The 16,537-nt window shown below is 58.7% G+C and carries 12 protein-coding genes; 8 read left to right on the top strand and 4 right to left on the bottom strand.

Annotated features, from left to right (window positions below; all coding sequences use genetic code 11):
* Nucleotides 1-211: 211 nt before the first annotated feature.
* Nucleotides 212-1,261 carry a PDDEXK nuclease domain-containing protein gene (locus AAAX34_RS04650; RefSeq protein WP_349110202.1) on the bottom strand — a complete coding sequence of 350 codons (1,050 nt, stop codon included), beginning with the start codon at nt 1,259-1,261 and terminating at the stop codon, nt 212-214.
* A 168-nt stretch (nt 1,262-1,429) separates the two neighbouring features.
* Between AAAX34_RS04650 and AAAX34_RS04645 the strand changes: the two genes are divergently transcribed.
* Nucleotides 1,430-1,699, top strand: a complete 270-nt coding sequence (locus AAAX34_RS04645; protein WP_349110201.1) for a hypothetical protein — start codon at nt 1,430-1,432, stop codon at nt 1,697-1,699.
* 94 nt (nt 1,700-1,793) lie between these two features.
* On the opposite strand, the gene AAAX34_RS04640 is transcribed toward AAAX34_RS04645, so the two are convergent.
* Both AAAX34_RS04640 and AAAX34_RS04635 read right to left on the bottom strand, forming a co-directional pair.
* Nucleotides 1,794-4,277, bottom strand: coding sequence for a phosphatidylinositol-specific phospholipase C (locus AAAX34_RS04640; RefSeq protein WP_349110200.1), 2,484 nt, complete (start codon nt 4,275-4,277; stop codon nt 1,794-1,796).
* Nucleotides 4,278-4,582: 305 nt separating this feature from the next.
* Nucleotides 4,583-5,176 carry a hypothetical protein gene (locus tag AAAX34_RS04635; RefSeq protein ID WP_349110198.1) on the bottom strand — a complete coding sequence of 198 codons (594 nt, stop codon included), beginning with the start codon at nt 5,174-5,176 and terminating at the stop codon, nt 4,583-4,585.
* A gap of 461 nt (nt 5,177-5,637) precedes the next feature.
* Here AAAX34_RS04635 and AAAX34_RS04630 point away from each other — a divergent pair, with 461 nt between their 5' ends.
* Complete coding sequence (locus tag AAAX34_RS04630) at nt 5,638-6,270, top strand: cyclodeaminase/cyclohydrolase family protein (RefSeq protein ID WP_349110196.1); 633 nt, start codon at nt 5,638-5,640, stop codon at nt 6,268-6,270.
* Nucleotides 6,271-6,272: 2 nt separating this feature from the next.
* Nucleotides 6,273-7,127 (top strand): bifunctional 5,10-methylenetetrahydrofolate dehydrogenase/5,10-methenyltetrahydrofolate cyclohydrolase, encoded by an 855-nt coding sequence (locus tag AAAX34_RS04625; protein WP_349110194.1) that lies wholly within the window; start codon nt 6,273-6,275, stop codon nt 7,125-7,127.
* Nucleotides 7,128-7,297: 170 nt separating this feature from the next.
* On the opposite strand, the gene AAAX34_RS04620 is transcribed toward AAAX34_RS04625, so the two are convergent.
* Entirely contained in the window at nt 7,298-7,471 is a 174-nt protein-coding gene (locus AAAX34_RS04620; RefSeq protein ID WP_349110192.1) for a hypothetical protein, read from the bottom strand.
* Between the two features lie 11 nt (nt 7,472-7,482).
* Between AAAX34_RS04620 and AAAX34_RS04615 the strand changes: the two genes are divergently transcribed.
* The 5 genes from AAAX34_RS04615 to AAAX34_RS04595 all read left to right on the top strand — a co-directional run bounded on the left by AAAX34_RS04615 (nt 7,483) and on the right by AAAX34_RS04595 (nt 16,411).
* Entirely contained in the window at nt 7,483-9,006 is a 1,524-nt protein-coding gene (locus AAAX34_RS04615) for a C69 family dipeptidase (RefSeq protein ID WP_349110190.1), read from the top strand.
* A 105-nt stretch (nt 9,007-9,111) separates the two neighbouring features.
* Nucleotides 9,112-9,522: a hypothetical protein gene (locus tag AAAX34_RS04610; RefSeq protein ID WP_349110188.1), complete on the top strand. Its 411-nt coding sequence runs from the start codon at nt 9,112-9,114 to the stop codon at nt 9,520-9,522.
* An 8-nt stretch (nt 9,523-9,530) separates the two neighbouring features.
* Nucleotides 9,531-11,294, top strand: coding sequence for an AarF/UbiB family protein (locus AAAX34_RS04605; protein ID WP_349110186.1), 1,764 nt, complete (start codon nt 9,531-9,533; stop codon nt 11,292-11,294).
* Nucleotides 11,295-11,725: 431 nt separating this feature from the next.
* Nucleotides 11,726-15,499 (top strand): DUF4430 domain-containing protein, encoded by a 3,774-nt coding sequence (locus AAAX34_RS04600; RefSeq protein WP_349110184.1) that lies wholly within the window; start codon nt 11,726-11,728, stop codon nt 15,497-15,499.
* A 9-nt stretch (nt 15,500-15,508) separates the two neighbouring features.
* Nucleotides 15,509-16,411 carry a DUF4430 domain-containing protein gene (locus AAAX34_RS04595; RefSeq protein ID WP_349110182.1) on the top strand — a complete coding sequence of 301 codons (903 nt, stop codon included), beginning with the start codon at nt 15,509-15,511 and terminating at the stop codon, nt 16,409-16,411.
* Nucleotides 16,412-16,537 lie beyond the last annotated feature (126 nt).

Here is a 16,537-nt window from a genome sequence, read left to right as displayed (position 1 = left end):
TCGTCTAAAGGGCCGACTGCAACCGGCCCTTTTCTGTGGCAGCCAATGGACCCACATCAGACGAAGGCCGCGTCTTTGCCTGTCAGGTCACGCTCGCCAGCCACGGCTAGAATGTCGTTGCCGGCGTCCATGACCGATATTGTTTCGTAGCGTGCGTCGCAACCGCGAGTGCGCCTGCGACGGCTGCGGTGGTTTCGGTCGCAACGTGCTGCTATCCTTGCACTTCGCCATTAGTCGCTTCGTTGATGGCGCGGTACTCGGCGCTTAGTTCGCGCGCCAGCTCTTCCTTGCTTGGAAGATACGGCAGGTATTTGGCGGCAAACACTTGGTCGTTGTCTTCGGGCAGCGTGTACTCGACGATCGAATCGCTTTTGTCCGCGCAGAGCACGATGCCTATGGGCGGATTGTCGCCTTCGTTCATGAGCTCACGCGTGTAGTAGTTCACATACATTTGCATCTGGCCCAGGTCCTGATGCGTAAGGTCATCGGTCTTAAGGTCGATGAGCACGAAGCAGCGCATCAGATAGTTGTAAAAAACAAGGTCAATATAGAAATGGCGCCCATCAAAGGTGATGCGCTTTTGGCGCGCCTCGAAAGCGAAACCACGGCCAAGCTCCAGCAGGAACTTCTGAAGATGCGTGATGAGCGCCTGCTCTAGATCGCTCTCGCGAAACGCAGTATCGTCCGAGAAACCTAAAAACTCCAGTACATATGGGTCGCGGATGATATCCTCGGGGCGACGAGCCGGGGCGCTCTTTTGGATTTCCTGGGTGACGGCCTCTTTGTCTTTGCTGGCAAGTAGGCGCTCGCGGAACATGGTGTTGATCTGGCGCTCGAGCTGACGCGTGCTCCAACGAGAATCGGCGCATTCGTTCATGTACCAGGCGCGAGCATCAGGGTCGGGAATGCGCATCAACCTGCGGTAATGAGTCCAGCTCAATTCGCTACGCAGTGCGTCGCGAATTGGAAACGCAAGAAAGAACTGACGCATATTGCGAAGGTTTGCGATGCCAAAGCCTCTTCCGAAATCCGCGGTAAGCCTTCTGGAGAGGCCTGCAATCAATGCCTCCCCATATGCTGCGCGCTCCTCTCCGCCCTGCTCATCAACAATGCTCTTGCCAATCTCCCAATACGCCTCAACCATCGCAAAGTTAACGGCGGTATAGGCCTTGTCGCGAGCGGCGTTGAGAATTGAGGAGACCTGCTTGTAAAAACCTTCGGGCACGATTGCCGATTCTCCACGGTTTACCAGTTCGCCCATCACTGTCGCCCCACTTTCCTCTTGTGGAATGCATCTTTATCGCATTTAGTTTAAAGCCTCGCGCGGACACGAATTGCTTTGCTGTCTGGCACCTTCGCATGGGAGCCTTGCGGTGACTAAAATGTGGCCATAGAGGCAGTTTTAGCGAACCCCGCGGGAGTGACACGCATGGATAACAACACTTTGCTGTTCCAGGACAAAGGTTCGGGTAGGTTTAAAGACGTTAAGATCTACCCCAACCGTATTGAGGTGCTCAAGAAGGGCACTTTTGGTGGCAAGCACACCGAGATTGTTTATCTTAAGGACATTACGGGCGTCAATAGAATCAAAGGCCGCGATGATTTTCTGCGCAATCGTCTGTTGACCGCTTGCGTCTTTAGCCTGAGTGGCCGTGCGAAGGCCCAGGAATTTGTGAACGCGCTGAACATGGTGATGTAGCCGATAGCGGCGTTCGGGCCAAGGTAAAAATCGGGGGCACAGAACGGTGTTCTGCGCCCCCGATTGAGTCGATGTGTCTAAAAGGCCGGCTTGCCTATTCGCTGGCGCCTTCGCTGTCTTCGCGGTCACTGGCAAGCATTGCTGCACCGGCGACCGTTGTCGCCATGGCGGCAGCGGCGAGCCCGGCGGCAATGCCGGAGCCGTCGCCCGTGTCGGCGAGTTTTCCGCCCGAGCCCTTGCCCTTGTTGCCCTTACCATTCTTATCAGCGCTGCCTGCGTTGGAGCCCGTGCCGCTGCCGGTGCCGGCGCCGCCTGCACCGGCAGCGGCCGCTACGGTAAAGCTTGCGGCTCCGTCGCTGGCGAGCGTGTAGTTCTGCGCCGCGTCGCCCAAGAGACCGTTCACGCGCACCCAGTACGTTCCTGCGGCAAATGTTTCGCCCTCGGCCATTGCTGTGCCCGGAGCGCCGTTCGCGCCGTGCATAAACTCGAGCTGGGCCGTGCAGGCATCGGTTTCGAGCTTGCCCTCGAGTGATGCCGCAATCTTGGCGCGCACGTCTTCGCCGGCCTTAAGGCCTTCGAGTCCCTCAAAATGGGGCGTCAGCGCGCGTGGATCGATATCGATGGGCACAGAGCCCTGCAGCCCCGTAACGGTCTCGTTGCCCAGGGCGTCGACATCAACGTATTCGATGACAAATGCACGCCCCGAAGCCGCTACGTTGAGTACGTTGCTGCTGTCGACAAGGCGGAAATGGCCCTCGCCAACGGTCTTGCCGTCCTGGAGCGAGGCGTCGCTCAGCGAGTCGCCATATGTCATGTGCATGCGGGCTGGGAGGTAGCACGAAGCCGTCTGCTTGTGCTCCGTATCGTAATTGCGCTGGTAGATGCTCCGGGCCAGCGCCGCATCAACAAAGTCGGATGCGATGATGCCAATGTGCTTGAGGTAATCTGACTTTGTATCCCCGGTGCCGCTGGGATTGATGTACGGGCTCTTGTACAGATGCTCGTCGACTACTCGTGCCGAGGTAAAAGGATTGCCTCCGTGCGACAAGCCCGTGCAGCTGGTGTAGTTGATAGACCAGCAACGCTCCAGGACTTTCTCCTTGGTCCCGTTATCGTCCTCGACATCTACCTCGTTGCGCGTGCGCCCGGTCGTTTCCTTCAGCGCATTATCGACCCAGCTGAGCTTGTCGGTTCCCGTGAGTTTGTACTTGTCCTGGGCGTATACCTTGGTGCAATAGGGCTCTTTGTCGCCTGTTTCCCCCGCGGCTTCAAAGCCCCGCGCGTCTTGGACGAGACACATAGTGGCGCTGTCGGAGTGAGCCTTGATCTTGTCATCCCATTCGGTAAGGTCGAGGCCCCACGTGTGGCCGCTTACACTGTTGCCGGCGAGCCTAAATCGACGCAGCAGAACGATCTTTCCGCGCACCTCGCCCAGTGTGGGAACGCGGCTCGACGTATAGAACAGTTTGGGGTTGTCGTCCAAAACCTTGGCGAAAGCCGTCGTAACACTGTCGTCGGTGGCTTCGTCGTTGCCTCGTGATACAAGCATGATGAGCGCTTCTGTCGGGTTTTCGTTCAAAAACGTTTTGAAGTAGCCTATGACATCGGAAAGATGCATAAAGTACGGGTCTTTTTTGAGCAGGTAGTAATCCCCGTGGTCGATGCCAGGGTTGTCGCCCTTTCCGAGCCGGATATCAAAATAGCGAATGCCTTCGAGCAGCTGCGTGGGAATGTAATCCTGCTGGCATTTTACTTGCGAGGATTGGGGCTCAGTGTCGTTGTCCACGCTACAGGTGCCCGAATCGTGCGTACCCGGGATGCTCAGTTCGTCGAGGAACTTGTTGTCGTCGACGTATTTCATCCAACATGGCCCATCGACGTAGCTGCTGTACGTGATCCAGTCGAGGCTGCTAACCGTGGCATCGTTCTTTTTCATGTCGTAACCGATAAGTTCGAGCTCCCACGGAATGCTCTTACTCTTATGGCAGATCTTATTGTTGTCCTGGTCTTCGCCGTTCGATTCTATTGCCAGGTACTTAATGTCTTTTTTCTCGGTTTTTTTCTCGACCGTGCGGTCTCGGATGATATAGGTTCCGTTTGATTGCCGCTCGAATGCAAAAGAGCGGCTGGCCTTGCCGTCATGCTCGCCACTCCATACGTGGATAACCTTTCCATCTTTGTCCGAGTCGCCATCGACCGACCAAATGCTGTAGCCCGTCTTCTTGTGCTCTTCGAAATTGAGCAGGGTGCGGATGGCATACCAGTTTGTATCGTCATTCTTGGTCGTTACGTTCTCAAGGATGAGCTTGCTGGACGTGCCGTCATTAAACAGGTGGCAGACGTTGCCGATGACGTTGCCGTCTTCGTTAACGCTTGCGGTACGAAAATAGCCCGCGGGGCGAAGGCGAATGACGAAATTGTCGAGGCTGTCCGACGGTGCGGGTGTGTTGTCTGCAAATGCCGCTCGCAGGGGAATGCCCGGCGCTGCGGTTTCGGGCAGGCTTGCAAGTGGTGACAACGCCGCAAGCCCTAGGCCCAGCGTAAACGCTCGGCGGCTGATGGCATGGTGTTCGGTCATAACTTCTCCATTCGCAGAGTGCGGTTATGCGATAGTTTTGGTCACTATACTGCCCAGATGTTTAAAGATGCTGGTTTAATTGTCTGCGCGGCGCAATAAATCGGTGGGCGGACGTGTTGGGGTGTTTGTCGTTTTCGTACTGTTGCCACATTTGGAGCGGTTCCGGCGTCCGGCATCCTCGCGTTCGTTGGCTACCGGCATAAGAAAGGGAGGGTCGGTTTACCGGCCCTCCCTGGGTACGAAGCGCTGGGGTACCGTCGCTTGTTTGCACCGCGCCCGTGTTTCCCGCTGCGCTCGCCAGTCGCTTAACGCTTGATCTCGATATCGTCGAGCTTGACGTCCATGGCCTCGGTCTTGGCCTCGGCGATGTCATCGGCAAATTCCAGAGACTTCATCATGGTCTCGACGGCGTCCTTGTGCTCCTCGACGTTGTCGATGCGCACATACACGCTGCCACCGTCAACGTCGGTGAAGTACTCGGTCGTCACGCCGCCCGAGTGCGTAAAGTAGGCGTTGCGCCAGGTCTTGCCGTTGTACTTAACGGGATCGCTCTCGGTCCATCCGGAGTTGGCCTCCCATTTGGCCTCGTAGTCGAACAGCTCGTCGGCGTTCTTGTCAGAGTCGAAGACAGGGATGAAGCGATCGCTGGCGTGCTCGCTCTCGGTGAACTTAAACTGGGCCCTGTCAGCGGTGTCGCCGGCAACGTCGGTAATCTCGACGCCCTCGGGAACCTCGACCTTAAACCAAATGAAGTCGGTCCTCATATCCACGGCTGGCTTTTCCGCTCCACCGCCACCGCCGCTGCCGGTAGTGCCGCCGCTGCCACCGCAGCCCACCAGGGCAACCGCGGCAAAGAGACTGATGCAGAGGGTGAGAATCGCAAAGGCCTTCTTTTTCATGGCCGTGTCCTCCTCGATCTGTAATCGTCCATGGATTACCTGCCTTTACTGTACGCGTGGACGGCTCGCTAGGGTGGGCCATGTGTCCCATTCTGAGGGCCGGATTTGCGCCGTTAAGTGGCAATATGCGCGGGTCCAAAAGAGAGGGGGGGGCGGTGCTGCCGGCTCTCCTCGGGGTGAGGTGCCCATTGTTTAAATGGGGCGCGTGTACGCGGGCGTTGCCCCAACGGGTTCCTTGTTTATAGATATGCCCCAGTTTGTGTCGTTCGGGAGTCTCGAAAGGTGGGCCATGTGTCCCATGCTTGCGTTGTCGACGCCTATCGCGTGCCATAGAAATCCGCGATGGCCAGGTGCGCTGACGCTCATGTACTTATGGGCTAAACTTAGCACCATTACGTGTTTGACGCGGTTGGCCGGCGGTTGCCACCCGACCGATCTATATGACTTGAAGGTGCGTGCGTATGAGCCAAGAGATGATGGATAAAACCTGTCGAGAGTTTGCCCAAGCGCTGGCCGCGCGCGAGCCGGTTCCCGGTGGTGGCAGCGCGAGCGCTTTTGTGGGCGCGCTGGGCGCCTCGCTGTGCGGAATGGTTGCCCGCTACGGTGCGACAAACCCTGCGCTTGCCGATCGCGCAGACGATCTGACGCGCGCGTTTGCCCAGGCGGATGAGTTGGCGCAGGAACTTGTGGGTCTGGTTGCCGAGGACGTTCGTGCCTACGGGCAGGTGTCCGCGGCGTACGGTATTCCGCGTGAGGACCTGGCCCGACCGGCTGCGATTCAGGATGCGCTGCATGTGGCCGCCATGCCACCGTATCGCATTATGGATGCCTGCGGGCGCGCGCTGGCGCTGCTCGAGGACATGGCCGACAAGGGTTCGCGTCAACTGCTGTCCGATGTGGCGTGCGGCGCCGTGTTCTGCCGTGCCGCCATGCAAGGCGCGAGCCTGACGCTCTTTGCGAACACCACGTCTATGAAGGATCGCGTTCGTGCCGAGAAGCTCGAGACGGCGTGTGATGAGTTGCTCGACACATGGTTGCCGCGCGCCGATGCGCTGGCGCGCCGCGCCTCCGACGCTGCAAGGAAGAGAGGATAGCCATGGCTGAACTGCTGAAGGGTGCTCCCGTTGCTCGCGCTTTGACTGAGGAACTTGCTGCTCGCTGCGCAGCCCTGCACGAGCGGGGCGTCGTTCCGACGTTGGCTATCGTGCGTGTGGGCGAGCGCGAGGACGACCTATCCTACGAGCGCGGTGCGCTCAAGCGCTGCGAAAAAGTGGGGATTGAGGCTCGTCGCGTTTTGCTTTCTGCCGATGTTTCGCAGGACGAGCTGTTGACGGCTATCGAGGACATCAATGCCGATTCGGCTGTTCATGGCTGTCTGATGTTCCGTCCGCTGCCCGCCGGCCTTGACGAGAACGCCGTCGCCGCAGCGCTCGATCCCGCCAAGGACGTTGACTCCATGACGCCGGCTTCGCTGCTCACCACGCTTTCGGGGCGCGGCGAGGGTTTTGCCCCCTGTACAGCCGAAGCCGTGCTTGCTTTGCTGGACCATTACGGTGTTGAGCTGGATGGAGCTAAGGTTGCTGTGGTCGGGCGCTCGCTGGTGATCGGGCGTCCTGTTGCCGCCATGCTTACGGCGCGCAATGCGACCGTGACGACGTGCCATACGCATACGCGCGACCTTGCTGCCGAGTGCCGTGCTGCCGACATTGTGGTTGCCGCCGTTGGACGCGCGCGTACGATTGGTGTGGACGCGGTTCGCGAGGGCCAGACGATCATTGATGTGGGCATTAACTGGGATGAGGACGCTGGCAAGCTGGTGGGTGACGTCGATTTTGTTGCCGCGGAGCCGGTTGTTGGTGCCATCACCCCCGTGCCGGGCGGCGTGGGCGCCGTGACAACGGCGATTCTCGCCAAACACATGATCGAAGCGGCCGAGCGCGCATCGAAATAGGCGTTTTGAAGCTGTTTGAGGGGTTAGTTCTATACCCCGTGGACAAAAAATGCCAAATATGAGTAGTGTTGCCAAGATAGTCACATATATTTTAAGTTAATTTGGCTCTCTAACGATATTTATTATCGATAGAGAGCCTATTTTATTGGACCTATGGGGAATTACATCATCTAATTTTTGAACAAATGTAGACTTCCGACACCCATGCGTAGCAAAATTGCTGTTACTAAATTGGTGACAGTACTCATATTTGGCATTTTTTGACCACAGGGGTTGCCGGTGCCGTGGTTTCGCCCTTTTTGCGCCGAAGCGATACACTGTTGCCGTTTGATTTCTTCGCTCAAGGAGGATGCGCATGCCGTGCACAACGATTCTGGTCGGTAAGAACGCAAGCTACGACGGGTCGACCCTGGTCGCCCGCAACGAGGACTCGTCCAACGGGGTATTTGAGCCCAAGCGTATGCGCGTGGTGCATCCCGACGAGCAGCCGCGCGTCTACACGAGCGTCCTGAGTCACCTGACCGTTGAACTGCCCGATAACCCCATGCGCTACACGAGCGTCCCCGATGTTGTCCCGGGCCACGGCATCTGGGCCGAGGCCGGCTTCAACGAGCTCAATGTGGGTATGTCCGCAACCGAGACGCTCACCACCAATGAGCGCGTTCGCGGCGCCGATCCGCTCGTCGACTACGTACCCGCCAAGGGCAACGAGGGCGAGGACGGATACGTTCCGGCACAGCCCGGGGGCTTGGGCGAGGAGGACATGGTGACCCTGGTCCTGCCGTATGCCAAGTCCGCCCGCGACGGCGTGCGCATCCTGGGCGACCTGCTCGAGCGCTACGGCACTTACGAGAACAGCGGCATCGCCTTTAGCGACGTGGACGAGATCTGGTGGCTCGAGACCATCGGCGGTCACCACTGGATCGCCAAGCGCGTGCCTGACGATGCCTATGTGACCATGCCCAACCAGCTGGGTATCGACAGCTTTGACCTGGATGACGCCGAGGGCGCCCAGGCCGACCACATGTGCTCCGCCGACCTGCGCGCCTGGATGGCCGAGTGGCATCTGGACCTGACGCTGGGCGTCGAGGGCGACGGCCCGGCTGCGGTCTTTAACCCGCGCGAGGCCTTTGGCTCGCACAGCGACAGCGACCATGTCTACAATACGCCGCGCGCCTGGTACATGCAGCGTTGCCTCAACCCCAGCGACGTGTGGGATGGTCCCGACGCCGACTACACGCCCGAGAGCGACGACATCCCCTGGAGCCGTGTGCCCGAGCGCAAGGTGACCATCGAGGACATTAAGTACGTGCTCTCGAGCCACTACCAGGGCACGGAGTACGACTGCTACGGCAGCAAGGGCACGCCCGCCTCGCGCGGCGCCTATCGCCCCATCGGCATCAACCGCAATAGCCAGCTCGCCGTGTTGCAGCTGCGCCCCTATGCGCAGCCGGCGTATCGCGCCGTGCAGTGGATGGCCTTTGGTTCCAACTCGTTTAACGCGCTGGTTCCGCTGTACGCCAACGTCGAGACCATGCCCGAGTACTATGCCGACACGCAGGCTCGCGTGACGTCCGAAAACTTCTACTGGGCCAACCGCCTGATCGGCGCCCTGGCCGACGTCCGTTTCCATGAGTGCGGCCGCGCTGTGGAGGACTATCAGGAGAAGGTCGGTGGCATGGGCCACAAGCAGATCCATGACGTCGATGCTGCCGTAGCTGCTCTGCCCGAGGCCGAGGTGCCTGCCGAGCTTGCACGCGCCAATGAGGCCTTTGCCGAGCGTGTTCGCGTAGAGACCGATGCTCTACTGGGCAAGGTGCTCTACACCACGAGCTGCGCCATGAAGAACTCTTTCGCGATGAACGACAACGTGAGGTAGGGATTTCCCGTCGATCGAATAGCGCTAAAACGCTTTGTCGCTTTCACTCAATCTTGGGTACAAGAACGCCAATGCAGTTGTTTGTGATTGGAGACAACCATGGTTATGAAACTCGATCAGCTTGTTAACGGCGCCATTAACGTGGGCTTTGGCGCTGCCGCCGTTGCTGTCGAAGGCGGCAAGAAGGTCCTCGACGACCTTAACACCAAAGGCGAGCAGGTCCGCAAGGACACCGCCACCCCCGATATCGCCCGCAGTGTGTCCGATATGTTCGAGCAGGCCGGCGGTACCATCTCCGATCTGACCGAGCGCTTGGGTACGCAGGGCGAGACCGCGGCCCAGCGCGTGCTCGACGAGCTTATCCTTGCCCGTGTCCGCGTCATGACCGCCCCCGAGCGCACGGCCTTCTTGGCCCATGTGCGCGACATCGTCGATTCGGTCGAGGACAACGTGACCTCGGTGCCCGTCGAGTCCGTTGAGCCCGACGATGCGAAGGATACCGAAGAGGCCGAGTAGCAGCGCAGATGGCAGATTCCACCACCGATTACAACAATCTAGATCCCTTGGGTGACGAGGCGGCGGTTGTCGATGAGGTCGATGCCGCCGTCTCGGGCGCTCGCAAGAAGCCGCGCGCTGTCGATATGGTCCCCGAGGAGCCCGACGCGATGGCGCCGGACGAGGAATACCAGCTCACGCCGGCGGGTCGTCGCGAACGCATCGGGCAGATTGTTCGCCTGGTCAAAAAGTACCGCGTGTGGGATAACCTCACGCCGGTTCGTTTGCGCCGCCTGCTCGAGGAACTCGGCCCCATGTTCGTCAAGATGGGGCAGATTCTGGCCAACCGGTCCGAGATTCTGCCGCAGCGCTTTTGCGACGAGCTGCGTCGTCTGCGCTCCGACGTGGAGCCGGTGCCGTACGAGGTCGTACTCAGCTGTCTGGAAGAAGAATACGGCCTGCGCCTGGGGGAGATGTTCGATGCGATCGACCCCAACCCGCTCGGTAGCGCATCGCTCGCGCAGGTGCACCGCGCTCGTCTGGTGACGGGCGAGGACGTGGCCGTCAAGGTGCAGCGCCCCGGTGCGCAGCAGGTTATGGCACAGGACATCGATATCATCCGCTCGGTGGTGCGTATCGTTTCCAAGTTCGTCAACACCGATCAATTCGTTGACCTGCACGGCGTAGTCGAGGAGTTGTGGACCTCGTTTCGCGAGGAGACCAACTTTTTGGCCGAGGCCAAAAACCTCAACGACTTCTACGAGTTCCATAAGAGCGTTCATGGCGTGACGTGCCCTAAATCCTATCTGGACCTGTGCACCGAGCACGTGGTGGTTATGGATTACGTCGACGGCATTTCGATTGCCGATCCTGAACGCTTGGTGGCCGAGGGCTATGACTTGGAAAAGATCGGTGCCGCGATTGTCGAGGACTACTCGACGCAGGTGCTCGATGACGGCTTTTTCCATGCCGACCCGCATGCGGGAAACATCATTCTCAAGGACGGTATCGTTTACTTTATCGACTTGGGTATGGTCGGGCGCATGTCGAGTCACGACCGCGGCATCGTCAAGGATATGATTTTCGCCGTGGCCAAGAGAGACGCGCCCAAGCTCAAGGATTCGCTCATGCGCTTCGCCGTGACGCGTGGCGACTCGGCTGAGCTCGATCATTCAGCCTTTTTGTCCGATCTTGACTATATCGTGGCTGACTTTGCGGGCCTTGACCTGAAGGATCTGGATATCGGCGAGTTTTTGACCTCGCTGCTAAACCTGGCGCGCAAAAACGATGTTGAGCTGCCGAGCGTGGTAACGATGTTCGCGCGCGGCATGGTGACGCTCGAGGGTTTGCTGACCGAGTATATGCCCAACGTCAACATGATCCAGATCATCCAGACGCACATCAAAAACGAAAAAAGCACCTATGCGCGCGTGCGTGATATGGGACGCGATCTTGCCGCGAGCAGCTATCGCGCGGCAAAAGGCTCGCTCGAGGCGGCCGAGTATTTGGGCTTGGCTTCGCGTATGCTCACGCGCGGCCAGCTTAAGGTGAACACGCAGATCATGAGCAGCGATAAGGCGCTGCGACAGCTGGGCGGAATTATCGACCGCATGTCGATGGCTATCGTTATCGCCGGCCTGTTTATCGGTTCGTCGGTGGTGTACTACGCACGCATCGAGCCGGTTGTGTTCGGTATCCCAGTCATTGGCTTTATGGGCTACGTGAGCGCGCTGGTGCTGGCGCTTATGCTGGGCCGCAATATCTGGCTCAACAGCCACGGCGGCAAGCACTAGAGACTGCGACCGTCACCGCGTTTTCCTATCGCAAACAATAGCTTTTACCTTGGGCTTCGCCTGCGTGCGAGGCCCTTTTGCGTGATACCATTTTGACAGTAATAATCGATGGCCTAGATGGTGGTGCGGAGACGCACGAATGCGCGGTTTTCCTGCGCGTTTGGGAGAATCGGGGTGCAAGTCCCCGGCTGTACCAGTAACCGTAATTCCTCTTGGCTCGGGATGCTCGCGTCGCAGATCGGACGACGTGCCTGAGCCGTTAAGGTTAAGTCGGATCGCCTCCCATCTTGCATGCGGCTGCGGCGTTTGCCGCCGGTGTGCATAGGGCTCTGGAGGGAAGGGGGACCCCGATGGGGGAACTCGAGCGCAGTATGCGCGATGACGTGGGGCAGCCTCAAGGCAACGCTCCAAGTACAGACAATGGGGGACAAATGGATATGTTTGAGGACGAGCGCGAGCGCGCCTCGATGCATCGCCGTGGCGCGATTGCACGCGGTATAGCCAAGCGCGGCCTAGTGGCATTCCTGGCCTTCGCGATGGCCTTCAGCACCACGCCGGCTCAGCTGTGGGCCGAGGGTGCCGAGGGCATTACCGAGGCCGTGGCTCAGGCTGCGACGCCGGGCGAGGACGCAGCGCTTGCGGGCGGTGCCGCTGAGCAGAGCGGCGCCGAGGTTTCGGATTCTGGGAGCGCGTCTGCAACTAGTGCCGCCACAACTGAGGCGGCAACTGGCGACGAAGGCTCGGCGACGGGGGAGAGCCCTGCCACGAGCGAGCAGTCTTCGACGGCATCCGCTGGCCAAGCAGGATCTGCCGCCGCGGCTGCCGTCAAGACAGAGAACCCGACAGAAACCTGCGATGTCGCCAAGAAGCAAGTCGAGGTCTCGTTCTCGATTATCGGCACCGATGCCGACGGCAAGGCTCAGACCTGGGTGGCACCTACGCAGCTCAAGCTCGACGAGGGCGCGACGGCTGCGGATGCCTTCGTCAAGCTGCAGCAGAAGACGGGCTTTAAAGCAGATTACGAACCGAACACGGCATACGGTTTCTACCTCAAAAGCATCACATCCCCGGCAGGTGACCGCACGCTTGCCTTCGATTTGGCGACTCATGCCTACTGGCAGCTGTTCGTCGACGGCGCGTCTTCCTCGGTTGGCGCGAGCAGCGTTAAGCTCACCCAGGGGCAGAAGATTGAGTTTGCCTATACGGCTGGTAGCGCGTCCCCTGTCGTTAAGGACCAGGTTGCCGCAAATGTGACCGTCATTGGTCGCGATGCTCAGGGCGAGACTCAGACCTGGGTCGACAACGCGCGGTATGTGGTGACGTCCGGTTCGAGCGCGCTTGACCTTACGAAGGTCGCGCTCGAGGCGAATGATATTGACGCCGTTGCTGCGGGCTCCTTCATTCTGAGCCTTAAGTACAACGGTGTTGAGCTGAGTACGCCCCAAGATTATTCGACCTATTGGCAGCTGTTCATTAACGGCAAGTCGAGTGACTATACGGCGGACAATGTCACCATCCATGCCGGCGATACCGTTACGTGGTTCTACGGTGGCTGGGGCGACCAGTTGCCGTCCGATTCTGTCCATGCTTCTGTTCAGGTTCTCGGTAAGGACAAGGACGGCAAGCAGCAGGTTTGGGCTTCGACGGGCCAGACGAGTCTCAAGGCAGGCTCCACTGCTAAGAATCTCCTTGAGCAGACCGGCCTTAAGCTCGATGCTAGCGAATCGTCTTGGGGCTGGTTCCTCAACGGCATTACTTCGCCGTTCGATGGTAAGTCCTATGGCTGGGATGCTGCGACCAATAGCTATTGGCGCTTCTACGTAAATGGCAAGTTCGCCGACGTTGGCGCCGGTGCCTATGAGCTCCATGAGGGCGATGCCGTCACCTTTATGTATGGTGCTGACGCCGATGCCCTTCCTGGCCAGGTTCTTGGGTCTGTCGATGTTATCGGCCCCGATGTCAACGGCAACAATGCTCGCTGGGGCTCGGCAAGCAACGTTTCTCTGCCCGAAGGCTCTACTGCCCAGAACCTTATTGAGACGGTCCTGAAGGCCAAGGGCGTTGCGTACAACGGCTCCCAGAGTGGTGAGTACTGGTTCCTGAATTCCATTACTTCGCCGTTCGATCACAAGCCGTATGGTTGGGATGCTGCGACCAATAAATATTGGCATCTGTATATCAACGGAGAGCCCTCCTTACTCTGCGCCAATCAGATTACGCTCAAGAGCGGCGATAAGGTCACGCTTGCCTATACCACCGATAATTCGCCCATGCCCGCTCCCGACAAGATTGTCGTGGATCCGAGCGCGACGACTCCTGATTGGGATGCCGAGTGGGCCGGCTACGGCAACAGTGGCAACGGTTCGACCGTAACGGATGCCAAGACGCCTGCGCAGGCCGCCGGTCTTAAGTGGGCCTTCGATTGGAAGGCCGAGTCTGGCCAGCAGTATGCCAACTGCAGCGAGCCTGTCATCGCTAACGGCTTTGTGTACATCGCGACCGAGAACGAGCTCATTAAGATCGATTCGTCCACGGGCAAAAAGGTTGCCTCTGCGCCGCTTGCCTCCAAGGTGAGCTATACCTCTCGTCCGATCTATACCAATGGCCTTATCATCGTTCCGCTCAACGGCGGTGCGGTCCAGGCGATTACTGCAGACAAGCTGATCTGCAAGTGGCTGACGCCTGGTTTGACGGACTTGACGCAGAGCTCCTGCACCGTCGTTTCGGACGGCGAGTACGTCTATGTAGGCTCGGTCGATATTTCGTATGACGAGAATTACAACGCGACCTACGGCAACGGCTCCTTTGCGCGCATTAAGATTGCCACGGGCGAAGTTTCTTGGCAGAACATCGACCCTACCGAGGGCTATTACTGGACTGGTGCGGCTTTGACGGATAAGTATGCCATCGTTCCTACGAGCGCGGGTACGCTTAAGTGCATTGATAAGACGACGGGCGATGTCGTTTCGACCATGAAGCTCGGCGCTCTCGCGAACGCCGACTGTGTCGCCGATCCGTCCAACGGTTCGACCTTCTATCAGATGACGCACGATGGAAAGCTCCATGTGATTTCGCTTTCGGCGAGGGGCGTACTGAGCGAGCAGAAGACGGTCGATCTGGGTCTTACTAATAACATGAGCGCACCGGCGGTGGCTGGCGAAAACTTGATTGTCGGCGGACAGACGGCTACTGGCTCTGCTCTGGCTCTCTATAATCTGAAGACGGGTAAGACCACGATGGTCGCTGCTGCCGACGGCAAGGCGCTGCCGGCTGGCCTCAACGGTATTGCTGCCACTCCGCTGGTGAGTGTTCAGGGCGGCAAGACCTATGTGTACTTCACCGTTAACAGCGCGGATAGCAAGGATTACGTCAACTACTCTGCTGGCGGTGGCGTGTATCGCTATACGCTCGGCGATGCAGAGGCGACGCAGATTTATGATGCGGCTGGCCATTACCAGTACTGTGACTCTCCGGTCATTGCCGATGCTTCTGGCAATCTCTACTACATTAATGATTCGGGCACGCTGTTTAAACTTGGAGCTGTCGAGTCTTGGACGGTTGCCTTTAATTCCAACGGCGGGTCTGCTTGCGACACTAAGTTTGTTGCTACGGCCGATGGCAAGCTGGTCAAGCCGGCCGATCCGACGCGCGATGGCTACTCTTTCGGCGGTTGGTTCACCGATGAGGCCTGCACTCAGGCGTATGACTTTAGCACGCCGGTGACGGTCGATCTGACGCTGTATGCCAAGTGGACCAAGAATGCCACCAACCCTGGCGGTAATGGCGGCGCTGGTTCGAATGGCGGCGGCGGTTCTAGTACCGGTACTGGTTCCGGCACTGGCGCGGGTTCTGGCTCCGGCTCGAAGGGCGGCGCTGTCGCCCCGGGTCATAAGCCGGTGACCAAGACGACGGTGTCGACCAAGACTGAGACCAAGGACAACAAGTCCGACAAGAAGGACTCCGATAAGTCCGATAAGAAGGACGAGAAGAAGTCTGACAAGAAGTCTGACAAGAAGGACAGCAAGTCCGACAAGAAGTCCGATTCCAAGTCCGATACGGGCGCTGCTTTCATCACCGCCACTAAGAAGTCCTCTAGTGCTTCCGAGCAGGAGACTGGCACCAATCCGCTCGCCATCGTCGGCGTTGCCGCCGGCGTCATCGGTCTCGCCATCGTCGGCGTGTTCGTGTTCACCAAACGTCGGTAGGTGAGGGCTGTGTCCAATAAATCCAAGGACGCTGACCCCAAGCAACCAGATTCCTCGTTCATTCAGTTCGACGATTCAAAGCAACAGGGCGCCGCTTCGGCGGCGTTCGCCTCTCGTCACAAGGCGCTCCTTGGCGTTCTGACTGCCGCATGCACCATTCTGATCGTCGTCTCGCTGGGCTTCGTCCATCCTTCCACAAGCGGCGCCTGGTCCATCGACTGGATCATTCAGAACGTGACGGGGGAGAGCGTCGTCGCCAAGGACACCAAGGGGTCTGGCTCGACTACGACTTCGGGCGAGGCCAGTTCCGAGGACTCCAAGTCATCGAATGATGCAAAAGACGGGTCCAAGGGTTCGAACGACGGCAAGGACGATTCCGAGTCTTCGGACAAGGAATCGGATAAAAGCTCGGATAGCAAGAAGTCCGATGGTCAAGACGGCAAGAAGTCTGGAGATAAATTCGCTGCCCAAAATACGGGAGACGGCGATACGCCCAATGTGTCTGGCGGTGCTTCTTCGGGCGGTGGCCAGTCGTCTGATGGAGCCTCATCCTCTAATGGTGGAAACGCCTCCTCGGGCGGCCAGAGCGGCTCACAGGAGTCCAGCTACGTTACGGTGACGGTTTCGGTCACATCAAGTGCTGTGGGCAATCCTGTGTCCTCTGGTGGCACCTTTACCTTTAATGAAGGCGCTACCGTCTACGATGCCCTGTGTGCGCTGGGTCTTTCTGTCAACGCGCATGGCTCGTCGTACGGCACGTATGTCTCCGCGATTGGTGGTTTGGCCGAGAAACAGTACGGCGGCACGAGCGGCTGGATGTACTCCGTCAACGGCGCAACGCCCATGACGGCGTGCAGTAACTACGTTCTCTCAAACGGCGACAACGTGGTCTGGTATTACGTAACAGGCTAGAGGCCTCGACATAGCGCGCCAGACGGGCGGTTCGGACAAACATCCGAGCCGCCCGTTTTTCATGCACAGAGGACTGGGTCGCTGGGTCTCTCGGCAAATAAAAAAACCGGTTGGAACGGGAATTCC

Source organism: Collinsella sp. CLA-ER-H4 (assembly GCF_040092395.1).
In the GTDB taxonomy this organism is placed as follows: domain Bacteria; phylum Actinomycetota; class Coriobacteriia; order Coriobacteriales; family Coriobacteriaceae; genus Collinsella.
This window is presented reverse-complemented; position numbering and strand designations above follow the sequence as displayed.